The sequence below is a fragment of the Bifidobacterium sp. JNUCC 75 genome, assembly GCF_054819865.1.
Genome location: NZ_JBTHIF010000001.1, coordinates 278,374 through 301,997 on the forward strand (window position 1 = coordinate 278,374; position 23,624 = coordinate 301,997).

The 23,624-nt window shown below is 62.4% G+C and carries 15 protein-coding genes, 2 pseudogenes and 1 riboswitch; of the genes and pseudogenes, 7 read left to right on the forward strand and 10 right to left on the reverse strand.

Annotated elements, in window-relative coordinates; translation table 11 throughout:
- Position 1: 1 nt before the first annotated feature.
- Positions 2 to 1,069 (reverse strand): phenylalanine--tRNA ligase subunit alpha, encoded by a 1,068-nt coding sequence (gene pheS, locus ACVWNW_RS01160; RefSeq protein ID WP_015022071.1) that lies wholly within the window; start codon positions 1,067 to 1,069, stop codon positions 2 to 4.
- Positions 1,070 to 1,138: 69 nt separating this feature from the next.
- Positions 1,139 to 2,059, reverse strand: coding sequence for a TrmH family RNA methyltransferase (locus ACVWNW_RS01165; protein ID WP_454482553.1), 921 nt, complete (start codon positions 2,057 to 2,059; stop codon positions 1,139 to 1,141).
- Between the two features lie 220 nt (positions 2,060 to 2,279).
- On the opposite strand from ACVWNW_RS01165, the gene ACVWNW_RS01170 reads away from it, so the two are divergent.
- Entirely contained in the window at positions 2,280 to 2,900 is a 621-nt protein-coding gene (locus tag ACVWNW_RS01170) for a superoxide dismutase (protein WP_015022073.1), read from the forward strand.
- 112 nt (positions 2,901 to 3,012) lie between these two features.
- Here the strand turns inward: ACVWNW_RS01170 and ACVWNW_RS01175 are convergent, their stop codons facing one another.
- The 5 genes and pseudogenes from ACVWNW_RS01175 to ACVWNW_RS01195 form a co-directional block, all read right to left on the reverse strand.
- Complete coding sequence (locus ACVWNW_RS01175) at positions 3,013 to 4,008, reverse strand: energy-coupling factor transporter transmembrane component T family protein (protein ID WP_454483329.1); 996 nt, start codon at positions 4,006 to 4,008, stop codon at positions 3,013 to 3,015.
- A 42-nt stretch (positions 4,009 to 4,050) separates the two neighbouring features.
- Positions 4,051 to 4,974, reverse strand: a pseudogene (locus ACVWNW_RS01180) (ATP-binding cassette domain-containing protein); the annotation flags it as partial.
- Positions 4,948 to 5,544, reverse strand: a pseudogene (locus tag ACVWNW_RS01185) (energy-coupling factor ABC transporter ATP-binding protein); the annotation flags it as partial. The pseudogenes ACVWNW_RS01185 and ACVWNW_RS01180, both read right to left, overlap by 27 nt.
- Complete coding sequence (locus tag ACVWNW_RS01190; RefSeq protein WP_082097765.1) at positions 5,519 to 6,193, reverse strand: ECF transporter S component; 675 nt, start codon at positions 6,191 to 6,193, stop codon at positions 5,519 to 5,521. The pseudogene ACVWNW_RS01185 and the gene ACVWNW_RS01190, both read right to left, overlap by 26 nt.
- Before the next feature lie 49 nt (positions 6,194 to 6,242).
- Positions 6,243 to 6,358: riboswitch (TPP riboswitch) on the reverse strand.
- Positions 6,359 to 6,386: 28 nt separating this feature from the next.
- Complete coding sequence (locus ACVWNW_RS01195; RefSeq protein WP_454482555.1) at positions 6,387 to 7,763, reverse strand: dipeptidase; 1,377 nt, start codon at positions 7,761 to 7,763, stop codon at positions 6,387 to 6,389.
- A 66-nt stretch (positions 7,764 to 7,829) separates the two neighbouring features.
- Here ACVWNW_RS01195 and ACVWNW_RS01200 point away from each other — a divergent pair, with 66 nt between their 5' ends.
- The 5 genes from ACVWNW_RS01200 (at position 7,830) to ACVWNW_RS01220 (ending at position 13,998) form a co-directional block, all read left to right on the forward strand.
- Positions 7,830 to 8,456 carry a DUF3043 domain-containing protein gene (locus ACVWNW_RS01200; protein WP_046323086.1) on the forward strand — a complete coding sequence of 209 codons (627 nt, stop codon included), beginning with the start codon at positions 7,830 to 7,832 and terminating at the stop codon, positions 8,454 to 8,456.
- A gap of 141 nt (positions 8,457 to 8,597) precedes the next feature.
- The gene (locus ACVWNW_RS01205) at positions 8,598 to 10,085 is read left to right on the forward strand and encodes a dihydrolipoyl dehydrogenase family protein (RefSeq protein ID WP_052733343.1); all 1,488 of its coding nucleotides are present in this window, start codon (positions 8,598 to 8,600) and stop codon (positions 10,083 to 10,085) included.
- Positions 10,086 to 10,133: 48 nt separating this feature from the next.
- Positions 10,134 to 10,868: a DUF4191 domain-containing protein gene (locus tag ACVWNW_RS01210; protein ID WP_110425462.1), complete on the forward strand. Its 735-nt coding sequence runs from the start codon at positions 10,134 to 10,136 to the stop codon at positions 10,866 to 10,868.
- A 145-nt stretch (positions 10,869 to 11,013) separates the two neighbouring features.
- Positions 11,014 to 12,450: a type I glutamate--ammonia ligase gene (glnA, locus tag ACVWNW_RS01215; protein WP_198190952.1), complete on the forward strand. Its 1,437-nt coding sequence runs from the start codon at positions 11,014 to 11,016 to the stop codon at positions 12,448 to 12,450.
- A gap of 201 nt (positions 12,451 to 12,651) precedes the next feature.
- Entirely contained in the window at positions 12,652 to 13,998 is a 1,347-nt protein-coding gene (locus tag ACVWNW_RS01220; RefSeq protein ID WP_121912674.1) for an MFS transporter, read from the forward strand.
- A 38-nt stretch (positions 13,999 to 14,036) separates the two neighbouring features.
- Here the strand turns inward: ACVWNW_RS01220 and ACVWNW_RS01225 are convergent, their stop codons facing one another.
- From ACVWNW_RS01225 to ACVWNW_RS01235, 3 genes are all read right to left on the reverse strand, one after another.
- On the reverse strand, positions 14,037 to 15,233 hold the full coding sequence (locus ACVWNW_RS01225; RefSeq protein WP_454482558.1) for an Mrp/NBP35 family ATP-binding protein: 1,197 nt from the start codon (positions 15,231 to 15,233) through the stop codon (positions 14,037 to 14,039).
- A 69-nt stretch (positions 15,234 to 15,302) separates the two neighbouring features.
- Positions 15,303 to 17,891 carry an NAD-dependent DNA ligase LigA gene (gene ligA / locus ACVWNW_RS01230; RefSeq protein WP_454482560.1) on the reverse strand — a complete coding sequence of 863 codons (2,589 nt, stop codon included), beginning with the start codon at positions 17,889 to 17,891 and terminating at the stop codon, positions 15,303 to 15,305.
- Positions 17,884 to 21,315 carry a tetratricopeptide repeat protein gene (locus ACVWNW_RS01235; RefSeq protein WP_454482562.1) on the reverse strand — a complete coding sequence of 1,144 codons (3,432 nt, stop codon included), beginning with the start codon at positions 21,313 to 21,315 and terminating at the stop codon, positions 17,884 to 17,886. The genes ligA and ACVWNW_RS01235 overlap by 8 nt, the downstream gene beginning before the upstream one ends.
- Positions 21,316 to 21,365: 50 nt before the next feature.
- Between ACVWNW_RS01235 and ACVWNW_RS01240 the strand changes: the two genes are divergently transcribed.
- Entirely contained in the window at positions 21,366 to 23,624 is a 2,259-nt protein-coding gene (locus ACVWNW_RS01240) for a hypothetical protein (RefSeq protein ID WP_454482563.1), read from the forward strand.

The window sequence follows — 23,624 nt, forward strand, 5'->3', positions numbered from 1 at the left end:
GTCACTCCCCCATCTCGAACTGCTGGCTGAACCGCACGTCACCCTCGACCAGGTCGTGCATATCGTTGATGTCGTGACGCAGGAGCAGGGTGCGTTCCATGCCCACGCCGAAGGCGAAGCCTGAGTATCGCTGCGGGTCCACACCGGCCGACCTCAGAACGTTGGGATTGACCATGCCGCAGCCTCCCCATTCGATCCATCCAGGGCCGCCCTTCTTGTCGGGGAACCAGAGGTCCATCTCGGCGCTGGGTTCGGTGAAGGGAAAGTATGAGGGCCGCAGTCTGGTCCGGGCTTCAGGACCGAACATGGCAACGGCGAGCTTGTCCAGGGTGCCCTTGAGGTCGGCCATGGTCAGGTGCTCGTCGACGGCGATGGCCTCGCACTGGTGAAAGACCGGGGTGTGGGTGGCATCCAGTTCGTCGGTGCGGAAGACCCTGCCCGTGCAGGCCACATAGAGCGGCACGCCGCGGGTTATCAGAGAACGGGCCTGGTCGGGCGAAGTATGGGTGCGCATGACCATGTTGGAGCCGACGAAACCGGCGGCGTCCCTGGCCTGGCTGCCCTTGACATAGAAGGTATCCTGCATCTGGCGGGCAGGATGGTCAGGGCCGAAGTTAAGGGCATCGAAGTTGTACCACTCGGCTTCCAGCTCGGGCCCCTGGGCGATGCTCCAACCCATGGAGACGAAGAAGTCCTCCACGTCCTCCATGAGCTTGGACAGTGGATGCCGGGCGCCCTGGGGACGGCGGTTGACCGGCAGGGTCATATCCACCTGCTCGGCGGCCAGGCGGCGGGACTCCTCCTCCTGGCGCAGCTGCCGCTCCTTGAGCCCGTAGGCACGGCCGAAGTCAGCCTTGAGCTTGCCTGCCAGGCGACCGGCGGTCTTCTTCTGATCCGCTGGCAGCCGTCCGATCATCCGGCCTGATCCGGCCAGCGCTGAACCTGTCCCTGCATACTTGGCCTTGATCGCCTTGAGTTCTGCCAAATCGGAGGCTTCGCGAATCCTGCCGATGCCCTCGTTGACCTCGTCGGTCATCGCCGCGGGGTCGAATTCTTCCTGTGCCACCATGGACCTTTCCACTGTTGCCAATGCCGTATCCGGGCCGCAAATCAGCGGAAATCCCGGTCGTTGACGCCTTCACATTCTTTCAATACGACTCGACATGGCCATGGCGTAGAGCAGCACCGCAGCAGAGGTGGCCAAGTTGAGGGATTCAGCCCGCCCGTATATAGGGATGCGGACGATCTGATCCATGGCCTGCAGCAACTCCTTGGGCAGGCCGCGTGCCTCATTGCCGAAGAGCAGAACCATGGGCCGACCCGCCGAGTCTGGCCTGGTCAGGGCTCCGCTCACCATCAGATCAGCCAGGGAGCGGACGGGCTTATCCGGTGTTCCATAGACATCGGCCGCCACCATGGTCCGACCCTGCCGTCTGCACAGGGCCAGGAAGTCCTCGGTGCCCATGGTCATCAGGGGTATGTGAAAGGCCGATCCAGCCGTGGAGCGAATGACCTTAGGATTGGTGAGTTCCACGCACTGGTCCACCAGGATGACTGCCTTGCAGCCAGCGGCATCGGCAGTGCGGATCACAGTGCCAGCATTGCCCGGGTCACGAATCTGCCAGAAAGCTGCCACCAGGTCGGGCCCCTCTTTCGTCAGGCGCCGGGGATCCTCGAAGTCCATCGATTGTGTCAGAAATCCGTCCGTACGCGCCTGGGCCACGATCCCCTGTGCATTGCCGCTGATGGCACGCATGACCCTGGCGGAGACGAAATGTCCGTAGCAGTCAGGCAGCTCCCGAGCCTGCTCCACGATGGCGCCCACAGTCTCGTTGAACGGCCGTGGATGACCGCCCCTGGCCGCAGGAGAGGATTCGTCCGACTGAATATAGAGGTCAGTCAGCAGGTCAGAACGCCAGCGGACCGCCTCGCGCACACTCTGCGGCCCCTCTATGAGGAAGCGGCCATGACGCTGCCGTGCCCGCCGATCCTGCAGTTCAGCCAGGCGCCGAATTCGTTGGGCATGGGGATTGTCGAGAATGGAATCATCAAAGGGCATGGGCATAACTCTAGCCTCGACAGTCGAGAGCTCTGCGATCGGACCTCAATCGGCCTACATCTGTGGGAAAGTTCACTGAAAGAAAGGCCTGCGCCCCTTGTGCTCCCCGGACAAGGGGCTAGGGTAAAAGAACCGGTCGGGTCGACCACGTCCACAGCTGGTATGGCGCAGACCGACCATGGCACATCTGGCTTGGCCAGAATCATTGTGAGGAGACGATATGCCCGTATACACACTTCCCGATTTGCCCTACGACTACTCGGCACTGGAGCCGTACGTGTCCGGCAAGATCATGGAGCTGCACCATGATAAGCACCATCAGGCTTATGTGAACGGGGCCAACAAGGCCCTGGAGCAGATCCATGACGCGGCCGAGTCCGGCAACGTGGCCCAGTCCAACCTGCTGGAGAAGAACCTGGCCTTCAACCTGGCCGGGCACAAGAACCACTCAATCTTCTGGAAGAACATGGCCCCGGCCATCGGCCAGGAGCCCACTGGCGAACTCAAGGCCGCCATCGAGGACCAGTTCGGGTCCTTCCAGGGCTTCCAGACCTACTTCGAGTCCATGTGCGCAGGCATCCAAGGCTCCGGCTGGGCCGTCCTCGCTTGGGATACGCTGGGTGAGCGCCTGGTCACCCTGCAGATGTACGACCACCAGGGCAACCTGCCAGTCACCATCTTCCCGCTGGTCCTGCTGGACCTCTGGGAGCACGCCTACTACCTGGAGTACCTGAACGACCGGGCCAGCTACGTCAAGGCTTGGTGGCACATCGTCAACTGGGAGGATGCCTCCAAGCGGTTCGACGAAGTGCGCAACATCAACACCACTCTGGCCAGGTAAAAGACCGGCGCTTCCAACCACAGGCGGACCCCGGTCCTTTCCCCTCTCTGCGGGAGGTGGAAAGGACCGGGGTCCCTCCATATCTGGAGTCTGCTGCGGAAAACTCTGACAGTCAGTTGCCGAAGAAGGCGATGGAACCGGTCAGCGCAGCCACTGTCAGTGAGATTGCAGGCACAGACAGACATATGAGCAGGAAGCCCACATCACGTGGTCCGACCTGGGAGACCCTGGCATGGGTGCGCGGTGTGCTGCCGCCGAAGCCCCTGGCCTCCATGGCTGTGGCCAAGGTCGTTGAACGCCTGATGGACAGAACCAGCAGGGCGAAGGCCTGGGGCATAAAGGCCTTGAAGCGGTTCTCATCGCCCAGTCCACGACTGCGACGCGAGGCGGTCAGCGCCGACCAATCATCCTTGAGGACAGTGAAGAGCCGCATACCTGCCAATCCGCCATAGACGAATCGATCAGGCAGGTGGAGCACCTGGCTGAAGGCATCGGCCAGGTCGGTGGCATCGATGCCCAGAACAGTGATGATGGCTGGGATTCCGATGGCCAGGATTCGCAACGCAGTGGCCAGGGCCAGGTCCAGCGAGCGCTGGGTGATGTGGATCATCCCCCACTGCCAGAAGGTGGCGCCGCCGCTCTTGCCATAGAGGATGATCGCCAGGGCCGAACCTGGCGCCCCCAAAAAGATGGGCCAGGTGGATCTGACCACGCGCAGAGGTGTGAAGCCTGCCGAGCCCAGCAGCAGGAACTCCAGAATCAGGGCCGTTGTGGCCGAGACCGGATCCAGGCTGATCAGCAGGGGCAGAGCCGCCAGAAAGGCCCCGATCAGACGGAAGGCCGGATTGATGGAAGCTATATAGGGTGACCTACTGGCCGGCTTGACCGGCTCGTCCCGCTGATCCATGGGCGTGACGGTCAGCCTGGCGGCAACGGTCTTCCGGCGAGTCTGCAAATCCGACCCGGCTGTAGGCCAGACGGCCTTCTGGCCTCCCGGAGGCGTCATTTCCACCAGGCGGGCATCCAGAGCCTGAACCAGTTCCCGGTCATGGGTGACCAGGATGATGCAGGCTCCCTGGTCGCGCAGGTCTGCAATCAGCTGGGCCATGCTGACCCAGGTGTTCCTGTCCTGACCAAAAGTGGGCTCGTCAAGAATCAGCACCTGGGGTGCAGCCGCAAGAGCCGAGGCCACAGTGAGCCGCCGCTTTTCGCCGCCCGAAAGCGTGTAGGGGTTGGCGCGGGCGTACTGCCTCAGCCTGAAGCGGCCCAGCAGTTCCTGGGCGCGTGCCTGGGCCTGCTCCTCAGTCATGCCGGTGCGGATGGGGGCCAGTTTGACCTCATCCAGGACCGTGCCTCGGGCGAACTGATGCTCGGGATTCTGAAAGACATAGGCGATGCGCGCCGCCAGCTGGGATGAGGTCCATCGGATGGGCTCGGACTCCACAGGCGTCTGCCCCTGGGGTCCCTGAAGCAGACGATCCTGGGCAAGGACCGAACCAGCCACTGGCTCCAGCAGACCAGCCAGAGTCATAGCCAGCGTGGATTTGCCAGCCCCGTTGGCTCCGACCAGGGCAGTGACCTGCCCAGCCCTGAATTCCAGATTGATGTGTTCGGCAACCGCCCGGCCCTGACGGCCCACCGCCAGATCATTTGCAGCCAGCAAGACGGGATGATCATCCTGACTGGGGCCGGATTGCCCAGCCTGGCCCCGGTCACATCCAAGCTCAGGCAGCGAATCCCGTACACTCCTATAAGCCTCGGGAACCCATATGCCCAAGGCAGCCAGATCCAGGCCAGGATCAGTGAAGACCTCCTCGGGGCTACCGTCGGCCATGATCACGGTCTTGCGATAGGCCGCAGCGCCCGATCCGCCGGTATTGTCTTCAACCTCACCCAGCCCAAGCACGATGACCCGGTCGATCATGTCCATCCATGGCCCTGCCCGGTGTTCGACCAGAATCATGGTAGAGCCCTGCCGATCCAGGACCTTTCTGACAGCATCGACTATCTGCTCGACACCGACCGGGTCCAGATTGGCCGTGGGCTCGTCCAGCAGGAGCAGCCCAGGCTGCATGGCCAGAGCACCCGCCAGGGCCAGACGCTGCATCTGCCCTCCGCTCAGATGCATGGTGGACCGAGTCAGCTGCAGGTCAGCCAAACCCACCTCGGCCATGGCCTTCCGCACCCTTGGCCAGATCTCTTCACGAGGCAGCCCCATGTTCTCGGGCCCGAAAGCCACATTGTCGCCCAGTCGCTGAAAGATGGCCTGCGCATCCGGATCCTGCAGGACCAGGCCCACACGCCCCCGGCTGGATACGGCAGGATTGCCGTCAATCAAGACCTGGCCCTGGGTCACTCCGCCTTCATCGTCCTCAACCTGGTCCTGGCCACTCTGCGGGGCATGATCGCCCAGCAACCCGGCCACACCCTCAAGGATGGTCGATTTGCCAATGCCGGAGGCTCCCAGCAGAAGCACCCGCTGACCTGCAGGAATGCTCAGGGACAAATCCCTGACGGCGAAGTGGTTCCTGTAGGCATGCCGATAACCCCAGCCACGCAGTTCCAAGGCTGCGGGTCGATAGGGATTGTCTTGGATGCTCTGATCCACGCCCGAGCCTCTACTTCCCGGCCATACGAATATCACGGCCGGAGGCGAAGCGGTCCAGAGCCCCGGTGGCGGCAATGGCCTTGTAGAGGTACCAAACCAGTACTCCGGCGATCAGAGCGCCCGAAATCAGGGTGGCTATCAGATAGATCACCCCATAGGGGCCGGTGAGGTTGATGGCCTGCAAGTGCGTGCAGAAGGAGTACAGCCAGCAGCCGAAACCAGCGGCAGCACCCGACAGTGCCACCGTGGACATGTTCCAACGCCGGTAACGCAGCAGCATAAAGACCAGTTCGGCCATGAAGCCCTGAAGCAGGCCGATCAGTATGGTCTCCACAGGCACCCAAAGGCTGCCCAGCAGCGACTCCAGGATGGCGGCGACCAGCTCGGCATAGACGGCAGCACCCGGTTTGCGCACGATGACCGATGCCAGGGGCCCGGCGAACAGGTAGAGGCCGTTGAGAATGCCGCCCAGACCGGGCACAACCCCGTCCAGGAAGGACCAGGGAATGGTGGTTACCATGGCGACCACCCAGTAGATGACGGCGGAGGCCACCCCGATGACCGAGGCTACGGCGATATCCACCACCCTCCACCGTTTGGAGGGGATTCTGACCTGGGATGGAGTTCCTTCAGACTCCGGCTCTGATCCAGAAGCAGTGTTGTTTATGAAATGACCATCGGTCATGATCTTGTGCCTTTCCTCGGGGCGCTCCCTATGAGCGCCATCCCGTTCAGGCACGGGTCCAGTGACATCCGTGCGCCGGCATTACCCGGTAAACGTTCGTCCGGTTGAGGCTGAGCCTCCTCTCAGCCGCACGCCCTCAGGCATACGGCCCCCGTGTCACCTATTACCTTAGAACACGCCGTGGTCAAAAAAGTCAGTTCTGACCCTCGCCTAGGGAATCCAACAAAAGGGCCTCGGTGATGATGTTGTCGACCAGCCCCTGCAGGGAGATGGACTCATTTGGGCTGTGGGCGTTGGACTGGGGATCCTCGGGGCCGGTCACCAGGACCTGGGCCTCAGGGAATAGCCGCTTGAGCTCGGGAATGAAGGGGATGGATCCGCCCTCGCCCTTGTTGACCGGGTCGCGTCCAAAGGCCTGCCGCATGGCATCCTCAGCCTGCTTGACTACCGGGCTTTCGGCATCCATGGCCCATCCCATGCCCAAGCCGCTAGGGGTGACCTCCACCTTGGCCCCTTGAGGTGCATGGCCGACCAGAAAATCAGTCAGGGCCTGTACGGCCTGTTCGGGCCGCTGGGTGGGCGCGGTGCGCAGGGAAATGCGGAAGCGGGTCTTGTCGGCCAGCACGTTGAAGGAGCCCTCCACCGGGTGGGCATCGAAGCCAATCACCGCCGCTGCCGGCTTGGTCCAGAGACGGGATGCCAGGGAGTCGGTTCCAGCCAGCCGGTAGGAGTCCACCACACCGGCATCTGAACGCAGCTGGGCCTGGTCCAGGTCACGCTGCAGGCCGCCGATAGGCTGGCCGCTCTCCAGGCCGGGCACCGCGAGCTGACCCTGGTCGTCATACATGGAGGCGATCAGCATGGCAGCCAAAGTGTTGGCATCCAAAATAGGCCCGCCGAACTGGCCGGAGTGGACCGGATGCTCCAGGGCTGTGACCGTGACATCCAGGTCCGCATTCCCTCGCAGAGAGGTGGTCAGGCTTGGGGTGTCCGCCGACCAGTTGCCCGAGTCAGCCACGATGATCAGATCCGAGGCGAAGTCGTCCCGATGAGCCTGGAGGAAGGGAATGAAGCTGCGCGAGCCCATCTCCTCCTCACCTTCGATGAAGACCTTGACGTTGACGCGCAGATCCTTGTCCAAGGCATGCAAGGCACCCGAGTGGATGGCGATACCGCCGCCGTCGTCGGCCGATCCACGTCCGTAAAGCCGTCCATCCTTCTCCACGCCGGTAAAGGGATCAGTGGACCACTGGGAGGGATCGGGCACCGGCTGCACATCATGATGGGCATAGAGCAGAACAGTCGGAGCATTGGGATCCACTTGACGGGATCCGATGACCTCGAAGGCACCAGGGGTCCCGTCAGGATTGGTTGCCTGGACCACATGGGCGTCCACACCCACCTGCCGCAGCTGTCCGGTCACATAGTCGGCTGAGCGCCGCATGTGATCCCCGGTGATTCCCTTGGCTGAAACTGAGGCCAGTGAGATCTTGTCCTTGAGCAGATCGACGACCCGGCTCTCATCGTCCTGAACACGTGTGCGGATCGTTTCCAGGCCCAGCTTTGCCATCGCTACCTCCTGTAATTGCTTGTGAATCAATGCTTGCGAGTCTAGGCGTCACCGTAACCTGTTCGCATGACATGGAACCCCTTCTCACGCAAGGATCGTCGGGACAAAGAGGCGGAGGCGGACCAGGCCGCCTCAGCTGCAGAGGTACGAGGTAAGGGACGCCCCACACCCAAACGCAAGCAGGCCGAGGCAAGGAACCTGCGTCCGCTGGTCCCCAAGGACCGCAAGGCCTCGCGCAAGGCCGCCAAGGCCCGGATCCGAGCCCGTGAGGATGCCCAGTACGAGGCCATGAGGACCGGCGACATCGACCACATGCCCAAGTCGGAGCGTCTGCCCTGGAGGATCTACATCCGCGACTATGTGGATGCCCGCTTCAATCTGCTGGAATGGATCTTCCCGGCCATCATCCTCATGTTTGTGGCCACCCTGATGGGCATGTTCGTAGGTCCGAAATATTATGCCACATTCACCATGGTGGTGACCATTCTTCTATACGGCTACCTGATCGTGGCCCTGGTCGATACCTGGCTGATGTGGCGCAAACTCAAGCGCCTGTTGATCGACAAATTCGGCGAGCGCTCGGTGGCCAAGGGCTCACGCTCGGCCTCCTATGCCTGGCAGCGGGCCATGATGGTCCGGCGCTGGCGGGTCCCCAAGCCCAACCAGAGCAAGCGTGGGCACTGGCCCAAGTGACAATCGATTATTTTTGATGTCCCTGCCTGCGGTCGGTCACACCGCCCGGTTCCTCTTGAGGTTCCGGGCGGTTTTCGTATTCGCTCCACATTCTGCGAATGGTCTTCATTCTCCCAGCCTGTACGGCTAGCATGGATTGCTATGCAGCAATCGATCAACCAACCCGGTACAGAGTCTCTCGACCCCTGGGATGCCAACAGCCGCCAGTACGACACCATCATCATCGGATCCGGCCCGGGCGGCTATGCCACGGCCCTTCGCACGGCAGAGCTGGGCGGACGGGTGGCCCTGGTCGAACAGGACCCTGTGGTTGGCGGCGTCTGCCTGAACCGAGGATGCATCCCCACCAAGGCCCTGCTGACCGCCACACAGGTTCTCGAACAGGCCGACCTTGGGGCCGCCATGGGCATCAATGTCGAGTCGGCCAATATCGACTACCAGAAGCTCCAGGATTATCAGGACCGAATGGTAGACGCCATGACCGGCGGCCTGTCGAGCCTGCTGAAGCAACGTGACATCACAGTGGTACACGGCCACGGCACCATCGTCGGCGACGGCCTGGTGGAGGTGACCGACGATGACGGCGATCGAACCCGTCTGACCACCTGCGACACCATCCTGTCCACAGGGTCTCATCCCCGGGCCTTGGAAGAACTTCCCTTCGATGACCTGGTCATCGACACCGACCGGGCCCTGACTTTCAAACCCTTCCCCCGTCGGGCTCTGATTATTGGATCAGGGGCTGTAGCCCTGGAATTCGCCACCATTTGGAATCAAGCCGGCTGCCAGGTGACCCTGATGGTCAGACGGGACCGGGTGCTCTCCCACTGGGGTCGGCGGACCGGTCAGATCATGACCCGGGAGCTGGAGCGTCAGGGAATTCAGATCATCACCCATGCCCGCTGTTCGGGCGGGCACCGTCTACCCGCTGATGGAGGCATTCAGGTCGACTACCAGCCAACGGATGACAAGGGCCAGGCGGGAGCAATCGAAACTGATCTGGTCTTGGTGGCCATCGGCAGGGATCCCAATACTGACCCCGAGCACATGAAGGAGCTGGGCATTGACCTGGACGAACATGGCCAGGTCCTGACCGACTCTCAGGGGCGCACCAGCCGTGATCGGGTCTGGGCCCTGGGGGACATCACCCCGGGTCACCATCTGGCCCACAGGGCCTTCCAACAGGGCATCACCCTGGCTGATGCCGCCTCCGGTCTGGACCCCGAGCCGGTCAACGAGGCCACCATTCCCCGCGTGGTCTTCTCCTCCCCCCAGGCCGCAGCTGTGGGCTTCAGCCGTCAGGAAGCCGAGGACGATCCATCGCTGAACCAGGTCAGGGAGACCATCTACCCTATGATGTCCAACTCGCGCATGCGCATGAGCGGCATGCAGGGCACCCTCAGCCTGATCACCGCCTGCCAAGCCACCGACATGGAGAAGCAGATAGTGGTCGGTCTGGAGATGGTATCTCCCCAAGCCTCCGAGAATATTGCCGAGGCCCAGCAGCTGGTGGGCAACCAGATTCCCCTGCACCGGGCAGCCGGGCTCATCCACCCCCATCCCACCTTCTCGGAAGCCATTGGAGAGGCCCTGCTCAAGGCTGACGGCAGACCCCTGAATATGCGTTAGGCATGCGGTAGACTGGTCAACCAGTGAACGTTTCCGAGTGAGGATGGCATGGCTACAGAGGACACCAAGGGCAAAAAGGCAAAAAAGAAGAACAGCACGATCAGTCAGATCGTCAAAATCTATCAATTTACTCACGCAGAGGACAAGGCCCTTCCCTGGCTGCTAGCCGCGGCCATCCTGGTGCCCACACTGATAGCAGTCGTGATCTGCCTTCTGGCCCACTTCGGCTGGTTGTCCTGGATCCTGACTGTGCTTCTGGGCATCATGGTCGGCCTGCTCCTGGCCACCATGACCCTGACCAGGCGCTCCGACAGAGTCGGCTACGCCAAGATGGAGGGCCGCCCAGGTGCTGCCGCCGCCGTGCTGAGCAGCATCTCCAAGGCAGGCTTCTCCTTTCCCCAGGAACCCGTCTGGATTGATGCCAAGACCAAGGATGCCGTCTGGAGGGGCACCGGCCGCACCGGGGTTTACCTGATAGCCGAGGGCGACTACAACCGTGTCAACAAGGCCATGAATCGCGAAGAGGAGAAGATCCGCCGCATCACCCGCGGATCGGCCATCCCCATCTACCGCATCAGCGTGGGCCACGGCCCTGACCAGGTCCCGCTCAACAAGCTCCAGCGCACCGTGATCAAGAAGAAGATCAAGCTGACACCCACTGAGCTGGAGACCCTCAACGACCGGCTGGTCACCCTGCAAAAGCGGCAGAGCGCCTTGGGGATGCCTAAGGGCATCGATCCGACCAAGATACACGTCAGCCGCAAGGCCATGCGCGGACGCTGATGTTTTTGAAGGTCCCGGTCTCTCCCCAAGGGAGGCGCCGGGACCTTCGCATGAAACACCCCCGTAACCTCAGCGGCGCATTACCGAAAAAAGCGGTCCCCTAGACTGGGTGACCGTTACGGTTTTCCAGGAAAGGAGCAGTTCAGTGAGAGAACTGAAATCAAAGGCCGATTGCGAAGCTGTGATCAACCAGGAGGGCGTGGAATACGTCTCAGTCAGGTTCACGGATCTGATCGGCGTCCAGCAGCACTTCACCGTACCTGCCAGCGAATTTCTCAAGGACGCCTTCACGGACGGCATGGCCTTCGACGGCTCCTCCGTACAGGGATTCCAAGCCATCAATGAGTCCGACATGAAGCTGATTCCGGACCCTGAAACCGCCTATCTGGATCCCTTCCGCCGTCATCGCACTATGAATGTGGCTTTCTCCATCGTGGACCCGGTGACCGACGAGCCCTACTCGCGTGATCCCCGGCAGATCGCTTCCAAGGCCGAGGCCTACCTGCGCTCCACCGGAATCGCCGACACGGCCTCCTTCGCTCCTGAGGCTGAGTTCTTCATCTTCGACAAGGTCCGTTTCGAGAACAGCATGCAACGCTCTTTCTATGAGGTCGACTCGATCGAGGCCCCATGGAATTCAGGCGTGGATGTCGAGGAGGATGGCTCCGACAACATCGGCTTCAAGAATCGTGTCAAGAGGGGCTACTTCCCCGTACCACCCATCGACCACTACCAAGATTTGCGCGACGACATGGTTGCCAACCTGCAGAAGGTGGGCCTGATTCTGGAGCGTTCCCATCACGAGGTGGGCGGCGCCGGCCAGCAGGAGATCAACTACCGTTTCAACACCCTGCTGCACGCTGGCGACGATCTGATGAAGTATAAGTACGTGGTCCACGAGACCGCTGCCCTGGCCGGCAAGGCGGCCACCTTCATGCCCAAGCCCATCGCTGGGGACAACGGGACCGGCATGCACTGCCACCAGTCCCTCTGGAAGGATGGCAAGCCCCTCTTCTATGACGAGAATGGCTACGGCGGACTCTCCGACATCGCCCGCTGGTATGTCGGCGGCCTGATTGAGCATGCCTCGTCCGTCCTGGCCTTTACCAACCCCTCCACCAACTCCTACAAGCGGCTGGTTCCCGGGTATGAGGCCCCGGTCAACCTGGTCTACTCGGCCCGGAACCGATCGGCAGCCATCCGCATCCCCCTGGCCGGCACTTCACCGGCTGCCAAGAGGATCGAGTTCCGCGCCCCCGACCCCTCCTGCAACCCCTTCCTGGCCTTCTCGGCCCAGCTGATGGCAGGACTGGACGGCATCCTCAACCATACCGAGCCACCGGCCCCCATCGACAAGGACCTCTATGAGCTGCCCCCAGAAGAGCATGCCCAGATCAAGCAGGTACCCGGCTCCCTGGAGGAGGCTCTGAACGCTCTGGAGGAGGATCACGACTTCCTGAGCGAAGGCGATGTCTTCACCGACGACCTGATTCAGACCTGGCTGGACTTGAAGCGCGGCGAGCTGGACCAGACCCGTCTGGCCCCCACCCCCCTGGAGTACGAGCTCTACTTCCACATCTGAGTTCGCATAACGACTGACGCCGACTAGCCGGCCAGGTCACATAAGGCCCGATCCTTCCTGCTGAAGGGTCGGGCCTCTTTGCATTATCACGACCATCGGCATCCGCCCATTGACGGCAACACGCCAGTCCCGGCATCCCGGCTGGCGGTCAGGCCAGAATGAGGAGAGGCATGAAAACAGATTCGATGGAGGTGGAGACCGATGCGCTGGCTACGTGAGTTCATGGAGTTGCCCGTATACCTGCGAGCCATGCTCATCGTGGACCTTATGTGCAACTTCGGCATCGGCCTGGTCATGCCCATCGAGCTGCTCTTCGCCACCCATTCTCTGGGCGCCACCATGAGCGAGGCCGCCCTCCTGGTGACCATCAGCTCGGTAGGATCGCTAATCTCCAACCCCATCATCGGATGGGTCTCGGACCGGCGTTCCTCCTGGCTGGCCATGCATACGGCCATGATCTTCTCGGTCATCGGCCCCCTAATCTTCACTGTGGCCCACGACTACCGGGCAGCAGTGGCGGGAGCCTTCGTCTCGGGCCTGGGGATGGGCATGCAGACCTCCTGGGCCAGCATTCTGACGCAGATCTCCACCAGGGAGCAGCACCGAATCGTCTACGGCATCAACCAGGCCGAGCTCAACCTGGGCATCGGCCTTGGAGCGGCCGTTGGCGGGCTGCTGGCCGCTGGTGGTCAGGACTTCCTCTATCGGCTCGGCTTCGGCGGTAGGGCCCTGGGGTTCGCTCTGCTCAGCCTGTCCCTGCTGGTCATCGAACGACACTGGCAGCTACGCCGCTTGACGGCTGAGCTCAAGGCTCAGGCGGAGCGGGAGGCCGTCCAGGAATCCGCAGGGGCAACCCATGTCCTGCAGAACAAACAGTCAGACGGCAATAAAAGCATGACCATCAACGGTACCTTCGGCGGGCGGACCAGCTCCCTGACCAGGGTGCTGGCCTCCATGGTTCTGCTGACCTTAGGAACCTTCTTCATGGACCTGTTCGGCTACTCCCAGTTCGATGCCGGCCTGGTCACCACCCTGATCTCTGATCCACACATCCCCCGTTGGTCCCTGTCAGTGGTGGATGTAGTCAACACCTTCTCGGTGGTCATCATGAACATCGTGCTGCTGCCACGGCTCAAGGACGCCAACCATGTGCGCCTGTTGCGCACCGTGCCGGTCTTCTGGGCCGCAGCCTGGGTGATCATCGTCCTGGGCCTGCGCCTGGATTCCACCCCCGGCGCCCTGAGCGTGGCCTCTCTGGGCATCACCATCTTCGGACTGGGCGAGGTCATGATGGGTATCTCCCAGCCGGTGGTGGCCGCCGAGCTGGCCGGGCCATCGTTCAGTGGACGCATGTTCGGGCTACTCAACACGGCCGCCTCCCTGGGCTACATCGTGGGACCCATGTTCGCCTCCTACGTCCTGGCCGGGCATGAGGTCATTCCCTTCCTGGCCATGTGCGCCATCGGACTGGTCGTACTGGCAGTCCCCTGGTTCCTGGCCATTCCCTCGCGGCAGATCACCAGCCAAAAGAGCCCGGCCGCCGTCTAATCTCAGACAAGGTACGGCACCGGATTAAAAACGTAGAGTCAGTCTTCACCGGCGGCCCGACGGGCATCGCCAGGTTCCGAACCTGCCATCAGGGTCTTGGCCAGGTCCACGAATCGTTTGGTCAGCGGCGAATCATCCAGGGAGCCGTCTGATCTGAGCACAGCCGGCCGGCCGGACTCCCCCGATTCGCGCAGGTCAGTCTGCAGGGGCAACTGCTCCAGCAGGGGCACCTGATACCCCAAGTCACGGGTCAGCTGGTCGGCCACACGCTGGCCACCTCCCTGACCGAAGATGCGCAGACGCTCGCCATTGTGCTCGTACCAGGACATGTTCTCAATCACACCCTGGACCTTGGTGGGCAGCTGGAGGGCCACCAGCCCTGAACGCACGGCCACCTGCGAGGCCGAGGGCTGGGGCGTAGTAACCACGATCAGACGGCTGTTGGGCAGGGCCTGCGCCACGGACAGGGCCATGTCCCCGGTGCCTGGGGCCAGATCCAGCAGGAGCACATCGGGGTCACCCCACCAGACATCAGAGAGGAACTGCTCAAGCGAGCGCTGCAGGCGCGGACCCCTCCAGAGAATGGCACGGTCCGACCCGGCGAACATGCCGATGGAAATCAGCTTGACCCCCCATGCGGTGACCGGCATCAGCATGCCGTGCAGATTGGTGGGCCGGCTGTGTACACCGAAGAGCCCAGGCAGGGAGAATCCGTAGATGTCCGCGTCGATGGCAGCCGTGTCATAGCCTAGGGCAGCCAGCGTGGCCGCAAGATTGACCGTCACAGAGGACTTGCCCACGCCGCCCTTGCCCGAGGCAATGGCGAAGATGCGGGTGCCCACGCCGGGCTTGGAGAAGGGGTTGCTGCGCCGGGCGGCCTTGAGGTCGGCTACCAGGTTGTCCAGCTTCTCCCGGCTCATGGAGGAGACATCGATATGCGGACGCAGCCGGGCTCGCGGGTAGGAGGTCACGGTCCCGTTGATCTGGTTGGTGATGGTGGTCGACAACGGGCATCCCTTGATGGTCAGCTCCACCCGCACGGTCACCTCATAGTCGGCCTGGGCATCCCTGGCTGGCTCGACAATGATGTCAGTGATCATGCCCAGATCGGTGATGGATCGACCCAGTTCTGGATCGATGACCCGGCTGAGCCGCTCATAGACCTCCCCCTTGATTCTTCGAGGCAGCTCCTCCAGATTCCGGGTCCCTTCCTTGCGATGCTCTACTTGTTCCATGCCGTCACCATATCGCGCCCAGCCATCGGCTGCTAGGGCGCGGCTGGTCGGATATTGCGAATGTCACAATCAACCTTGGGCTGGGCTGGGATCGCCAGTGTCAAGCAGGCGGTGGAAGGCCGCCTCGTCCAGGATTGGCAGGCCCAGACTCTCAGCCTTGTCGGCCTTGGAGCCCGGGTTGGCGCCCACCACCACATAGGTGGTTTTTTTACTTACGGATCCTGAAGCCTTGCCGCCGCGCTCCACGATGGCCTCCTTGGCGGAGTCCCTGGAGAAGTCCTCCAGGCTGCCAGTGACCACCACAGTCATGCCCTTTAGAGTCTGTGGCTTAGTGCTGCGCTCGACATGAGCGCCCACGCCAGCTGCCTGCCAGGCATCCAGGATGCGTCCACGCCAGTCGTCGGGCTGCCGAGCACCCTGGAACCAGTCGTGGATGGAGTGCGCGATCTCGGGGCCCACACCGTCCAGCTCGGACAGGTCCTCCACGCTGGCTTCCTCCACGGCCTTGAGCGACGGGAAGCGGGTGGCGATGGCCCGGGCCGAGGTCGGTCCCAGGTGTCGGATGGACAGGGCCACCAGGACCCTCCACAGGTCGGCATGCTTGGCTTTGTCGATCTCTTCAAGCATCTGCAGGGTGTTCCTGGAGGGTTGGGCGTCGGCACTGCCCAGGGCGGCCTCCTGGACCTGGGTCTCATGGCTGTTCATAGCCCGCTCGCCCTGGCCAGCCTGGGCGCCCTTGGGCAGGTTGTAGAAGGCAGGCACCCGGTACCAGAGACCGCTGCCGCCAGTCCGGCGCTTGGTTGTGGCACGTCCCTGCCGGCCTTCGACCTCCGCCTGCTCCATCAGGGGAACCTCACGCCAGACATAGACCTGGCGCAAATCCTCCACCTTCAAGTCGAAGAGACCCGCCTCGCTGGTCAGGACAGGTTCCTGACGAGGCGGAAGCTTCAGGTCCGGGTCCGGCTGATACTGGGCTGCCTGGCCGCCTTGGTCGACCAGGACCTCACGCAGGCCGGGAGCGTAGACCTCCACGGAATCGGGCCGGTTCTCATCGGGGTTGGTCAGGGCTATGGCGCTCTGCTCCCCAAGATGCTCGATGTCCAGAGCCTTTCGAGAGGCCATGTGGATGATCCGCTCGGTCAGCTGGGCCGGGCAGGACTCCACATTGGGGCAACGGATGTCCACATCGCCCTCCTTGGCCGGGGCCAGCCGGGCACCGCAGCTGGGGCAGGTCTCGGGCATGATGAAGGGTCTCAGTTCCTTTTCGCGCCCCTTCCTGGCCTCGATAACCGGTCCGACCAGCTCAGGGATCACATCGCCTGCCTTGCGAACCACGACCGTGTCCCCAATCAGAATGCCCTTGCGCTTGACCTCGGAGGCGTTGTGAAGGGTGGTCCTGGAGACCGTGGATCCTGCCACAGTGACCGGAGTGAGAACAGCCACCGGGGTGATTCGCCCGGTCCGGCCCACCTGGACGGTGATGTCCAGAAGCCGGGTATTGACCTCCTCCGGGGGGTATTTGTAGGCCACGGCCCAACGGGGCGCACGTGAAGTAGCACCCAGCCTGCGCTGAAGATCCCGGTCCTGCAGCTTGACCACGATGCCGTCCAAGGCATGTTCGATGTCATTGCGGTGCTGGCCGTAATAGTCGATCATGTTCAGGATCTGGCCGAAGGACGTGACGACCCGATTGTGGGGGGAGACCGGGATTCCCCACTGCTTATAGAGGTCATAAGCCTGGGACTGGTCGATGACCTCGTCATGAGTCCCCCTGGGATGGGCCGGTCCCCATCTCAATGAGCCAAGGCCATGGGCGTAGAAGCTCAGACGGCGGCTGGCCGTGATGCGCGGATCCTTCTGCCTCAGTGACCCCGCGGCGGCGTTTCGGGGGTTGGCGAAGGGCGCCTTGCCCTCCTGCTCCTGCTGCTCGTTCAAGGCATTGAAGTCATCGAACCGCATGAAGACCTCGCCACGGACCTCCACGAACTCGGGAATATCACTGGCAGGCCCAGACAGGTTCTGCGGAATGCTCGAAATGGTCCTGACGTTCAGGGTGATGTCCTCCCCGGTAACGCCGTCCCCCCTTGTCAGGCCCTGCTCCAGGACCCCGTTACGGTAGAGGAGGTTGAGGGCCAGACCGTCTATCTTGACCTCGCTGGTCATGGGCAGGGCCTTGCCCTCTGGCCAGTCGAGCTCGTTACGAAGTCCGTCATACCACTGACGCAGCTCTGCGACGCTGAAGACGTCATCCAGGCTGAGCATCTGGGAGGGGTGACGGACGGAAGCGAAGTCGTTGGAGAAAGTCCCTCCGACCCGGTGCGTCGGCGACTGGGGTGTGTCCAAGCTGGGGAAGCGGGACTCCAGCTCCTGTAGGCAGCGCATCCGGGCATCATAGGCCGCATCAGAGGAGACCGGCGCATCGTCTATGTAGTAGGCGACCTGGTCGGACTCCACCCAGGCAGCCAGTCTGGACCAGAGACGCTGGGCCTGCTGGGCTCCCAGAGAGTCAAGATCCAACTCCCCCAGTCGCATGGCATCAGCATCGTCGGGCTGCAGGGAGGCTATCCATCGGTCAGTGCCCGGCCTGGGCCTGGACTCGGCATTCCCGCCCTCATCACGGGTTTGCTGAATATCTTCCTGAGCTGTTTTGTCATGCATTGAGCGACCTCATGAACTGTGCCTGTACCACATCAACACCTTCATTATCGTCGTCGTTCATCCTTGCGGCCGCCATTGACAGTGTTCGGGCCGGGACGAAGAGCCCACCATCCACACAGATGCGCGCTGCCTGGCGCACTATCGAAGCCACCTCGGTGTGAGGCCAGACCGGCAGGCCGTGTTCTGCCAGCACCCGGCGGGCCTGCCTGTGGTCTTCTGGCAGGACCACGCACTGGGAGCGGGCCCTGGCCTGCAGCTCGGCAAGCTCGCTCTTGAGGGCTGGTATCCGATCGGGACTGATGTGCTCGCTCATCAGGTAGGCCGCCGCAGCCACGTCAAACTCGTCGCGCATCCATGAGGCATAGGCCAGGCGATAGTAGGCGAAGGAGGCGTCGTCCCGATCCAAAGCCACCCGCAGGGCGTTGAGCGTGGCAGCCCGTGCCGAATCCCAGTCCTCCCGGTTAGCCAGCATGACCGCCAGCTTCAGGTGGGAAAGCGGATAGGCGGGCGCATAGGCCACCATGGCGTTCAGATGCTTGAGGGCCGCCTGGTCCTCCTTGATCTGGGCCAGCAGGTCAGCTATCTCCAAGTGGGCATAGAAGAGGTTGTCAGGAATGAGCAGGGTCCGCTCTCCCGGTGTGGCGAAGAGGCGGTTGTAGACCACCCGCTCGGCATAGGAGTTGAAGTAGCGGGGTACCTGGCCTTCGGCCGCAAAGACGGCATCCAGATGAGCGATAGCGTCTTGTTCAACCTGTATGCCCTGGGCTGCCCCACCGGAGAAGAGCAGATCACGGGCTTTGACGCGCTCCTTGTCCAGCTGGGAGGACAGTGAGAAGTCAAAGTCTGGAACAGGGGTGCCATCGATCATGGCACTGGCAACCTGGGGGGCCAGCTGTTCCAGCTCCGGGTCGCCAATACTCTGGATGATGCCTGTGGCCGCCTGGGCCTTGGCCGCTGATGTCATGGTCCGGTCCGAGGCCAGCTGGTGGAAACCGCCTACAGCCCTCTGCAACAGGTCGGCACGCTGGATGGACAGATCCACGGCCTTATGTGCGCCCAGGGCCTTGGCAGACTTGTCAGCAAAGGCCACCTCGGAGAACTCGGGTTCCTCCTGACTGCCATGGGGGCTGAAGCGGTCATCGCGCATGTCAAACTCAGCCTCAGTAGGCTTGAGCCCGCCTTGGAGATCCACCTGCATGGCCGCGTCGAAGAAGCGGTAGATGGCACGTGGATCCTTCAAACCCTGTGAACGGATGCGGGAGAGGAAGAGCTCCCTGCTGAATACCACCGAGACCAGGGTGCGGATGGTCGGATTGCTCTGCAGGGCGCTGAGCGGATTCTGCGATGCGTCGTCGTCAGTCTTGTCTGCAGAGGCATCATCATTCGAGACATCCTCCTTCGATGCATCATCAGCAGTCGACTCATCCGCGTCGGATTCATTGGCTGACGACGGCGGCGCAAAGGCGGCAGAGTCAAGGTCCACGCCCTGCATGAGATCCTTGAACTCACGGTCCACAGATTCCTTTTCACCCTGATCCTCGGCCTTGTCCTCCTCGTTCCCCTCTTGCTGCTCCGGAGCCATCCGGGAGGCAATGGGCTTGGTGGGATCACCGTGCACGTCGCCATCCTTGGGATCAGCCTTGGACCCGGTGGGGGCCACCTCGCCTGAACGCATGCGCTCAAAGGCCTCCAGGGCCTGTCCCATCATGGCCCTGATAGCCGAGTTCTGCTGGTCGACAGCCTCTTCCAGACCGATGGAGTCGATCTGCAGGCTGACCTCGCGCACGGACGGATCCACCCCAAAGGCCAGAGCAGCCATCATCAGCCCGACGCGCAGGTTGTAGTCAGCGCTCATGGCGGATCGCTCGCCGTCGTCCAGATCCCGCCACGCCCGCGACTGGTCCTCATAGCGGCTGGAGGGCATCATGGTGCGTCCTGCCGCAGTGAAGGCCAGGGCCACCTGTCCTTGGGCGAGATTGGACCTGAACTCCACATCGAAGCGGAAGGGCAGACGGAGGGATCGCATCAGCATGGACAGCGTCTGCCGGTAGACCCATTCGGATCGCACCGGCTCCTGACCCTGGCCGTCCGCTCGCACAGGCAGCGCCTGGGGAGCCTGTTGACTCACCATAACGGCGGTCGCCGCAGCCTTGTCGACCATGGCATTGATGGCAGTCCGCCCGTCGTCCTCCAGGGGGTCGAAGCGAATCGGATAGTCCCCCGGGCGCAGCAAGGCGACAATGGCAGGATCATCCAAAAGCGCCTGGTCCAGCCGGGTTGCCTGGACTCGGTTGATCGAGTCCTCGGTGGGCAGCGTTCCCAGTCGCGCATTGCGCTCCAGCCAGGCGCTGACGGCGGCGAACCTGTTGAGGTTACCCTCGATGCGCAGGGCCGCAAGGGCGGCAGTGAACTCCAGCCCATTGTCCCAGCTAAGGAAGTAGGCGCCCGAATAAGAGGAAGCATACAGATGCAGGGGCTCCGCCCCATGAACGGCCTCAAGGCCTGAGACGGGCGATAGGGCCCCAGCCTCGCGCATCAGGTCGGCGAACAGATCCTCCAGACCGGAGACCCGCTGTCCATGGGAGCGTGCCTGGATCATGTCACCCACGCTGCGTCGGATGGCTCCCATGGGCGCCTCCCGGTTGAGCCGGTAGAAGATGTTGCCCGAGCCGAACCCAGTGAAGGTTCCCTGGATGCGCGGCAGCAGGTAAGCAGCGAAGAAGGCGATGGCCACGGCATCCCTGTACTCCAGGTCCAGGCGCATCTCAGGAGGCAGGAGCGGACGCAGCTGCTCAAGTGAATAGCGACCATCGGCTCGCAGCCAGGAGGCCAGCCAACGCATGTGGCCGGCATCGTCACGGCCTGCTACAGCACCCTGCAGGGCGCGGACCGGCCCCGAATCCTGACCCGGATCGCGGCCCAGCCGACGACCGTCGGCCAGGGTCACCTCCTCCTCCCGGCCCAGCAAGAAGGCAGGCTCCATGTTCTGTAAGTCCATCCGGCTCTGCTCGCCGATGAAGACCCGGCCATGGTCGTCGGCCAGAGCAATCTGGGCGAAGTGACGACGATCGGTGAAGATACCTAGCGCAAAGCCGCGGCCTGGTGCATCAGGCCATTGGACCCAGCCAAGTGTCAGACCATCGGGAACGCCCTGCAGGCGCGGAAAAAGCCGACGCTTGACGGCGATGCCCAGAACACGGCTGTGGGAGGCCAGAAATTCGCGCATCTGCCGATCATCTGGGTGGTGCCCCGTCCGGTTGATCAGATCGACCATGTCGGCCACCGAAGAATCCAGGGGACGATCCCCGCGACTCCCAGTAGTCGGACGAGAGGAGCCGACCAGTCCCTCCAGTGAGGAAAGAATGGAACGGCCCAGGCCGGACAGATCCCCGAACCCCCGGGACTTCTTCGCGTTCTTGGACATACCTTTGATTGTCCCAATCCAGCCCGACATGTCGCCGTTAGAATAAAACCGTGATGACTCTGCCAGCCCTGAGACGCCCCACCCCGGCCAGGGGCGCAGCCATCCGCCTGCTGCTGGCACTTTTTGTTGTGCTCACCCTGGAACTGGGGGTCTTCAATCTGGCCCATTGGCAGTCGCTGTCGGGTTCATCCTCAAACTCTCCGACAAGGACTGCTGGCGATGTCGCCTCACAATCGCACCAGCTGGGACCAGGGCTGTCCCCGTTGCCGGGCGGAGGACTGAAGGTCACCGATCCAGCTGGTGCCTGGATGGACGTCCCTGTCGCCAATGGACGGGCATCCTTCCTTCAGGCTCAGCTGGCAGAAGACATCAAGGGTTCACCCTTGTCGCAGATTCATGTACGTCTGGACCTGCACCTGGCCGGCGACAAGGGTTGGACCCAGGGCACCCGAGGGCTGATCTGCCCCGGTCAGGCCCGTAGCCACTATCTACGCATCAGAGGCAATCCCAACGGCGGTCGGATCCAGGCCATGCGACTGTGGATACAGGAGCCCGTCGGATCTCAGCTGGAGCTGACCGGAATGACTCCGGCCGATGTGGTACCCCTGGAACTCAACCCAGCGCGGATACTGATGCTGGCCTGTCTGGCGGCACTGATACTAGGCTACCTGCCCGGCTCGGTCCTCTGGCGAACCCGGCTGGATACGGGTTCGATAAGCCAGCGCCTGGCCCTGGCCCTGATTTTGGCTCCGCTGGCAGTCTGGTCCTGCTGGAGCATCCAGTATGATCTGTCCACCTTTACCCCCGTGGCCTACCATCACCCACAGGCCTACGTCTACGACTTCAACCAGTACGATCATGTGGCGCAGGCCCTTCTGCATGGACACCCTTGGCTGGATCTGGGCCAGGCGCCGGGTCTGTCCAAGGCAGCCAACCCCTTTGACATAGCCACCCGCAACGCACTGTTGGCCCAGGACCAGCAACCCATATATTGGGACTATGTCTATCACAATGGCCACTGGTACTCCTACTTCGGTGTCCTGCCGGTACTGCTGCTCTTTCTGCCTTACAGGGCGGTGACCAGCCTGGCGCATCCGGGCGGGTATGCCCTGCCCACCAGTTCGGCTGCCGCCCTGCTGGTCACGTCGGCCATCATCATGACCACCCTGGCCACCATCCGCCTGCTGGCACGATGGTTCCCCCGGGTCAGCCTGGCCGTGGTCGGCATGGCTCTTATAACCATGCTGGAAGGATCCGGCATGGTCTATCTCTGGTGCCGCCGCAACTTCTATACGATTCCCTTCGATGCCTCCATATTGGCGGTCATGACTGGACTCTGGCTCTGGATGGGGGCCAGACGGGTCCATCGACAGCCTGCAGATGCCGGTAAGCATTCGGATCGTGGATCAACGCGGATGTGGACCGTGGAGGACGGGGACCAACCATGGCAACTGTCCAGACCTCGACTTTTTTTGGGTTCGCTGTCAATAGCTGCCACCCTGGGCTGCCGACCCACTTTCTTGGCTGCCGGACTACTGGCGCTACCCCTGTTTGCCAAGGAAATAAGGGCAGTCATCAACACCCTGTTCGCTCGCAGGAGCCATCCTGCCGACCTGTCTCAGAAACGGGCGCTGTCGCTGCTGGTCTGTGGCCTGTTGCCGGTCCTCCTGGTAGCCGCTCCCCTGCTCTGGTACAACCGCTGGCGCTTCGGGTCCCTGCTGGACTTCGGCAATAGGTATCAGATGACAGTCCTGGATCTGACCAACTATCATCCTGGCACCCAGGGCTTGCTTCAGATCTTTGGCTACTACCTTCTGCAGCCGTTGACCACCCTGCCGGTCTTCCCCTACCTGCAATTCTCCCCCGCTCCCATGCGGGTCTGGCACTTCACCGAGCCTGGCCTGGGCGGGCTGTTAGTCACCACACCGGTTCTCGTACTGGCCCTTGCTCTTCTTGCTCTGCCCCGGGTGCGAAAAGAACTGCAGCTCCGGGGATGGATGACCACCTTGACCCTGGCCCTGGCCTTGGCGGCTCTGGTAATGGCTGCAGACTCCTATGTGGGCGGTTTCTCGGTGCGCTACACCATCGACTTCGCCTGGCTGATCTGCCTGGTTGCCGTTGTAATCATGGCCGCCGCATCCTCAGCATACGAAGGCGGCCGCTCCAGAGCGGGAGCGGCCGTCATGAGTCTACTGACACTGACCTGTCTGGCTGGTCTGGTCCTGACCTTGATCAACGCCATGGTCATGCTGGAGCACTTCGACCCCAGTCAGGCCATGAACGTAGCCGTCTGGTTCCTAGCACCCTGA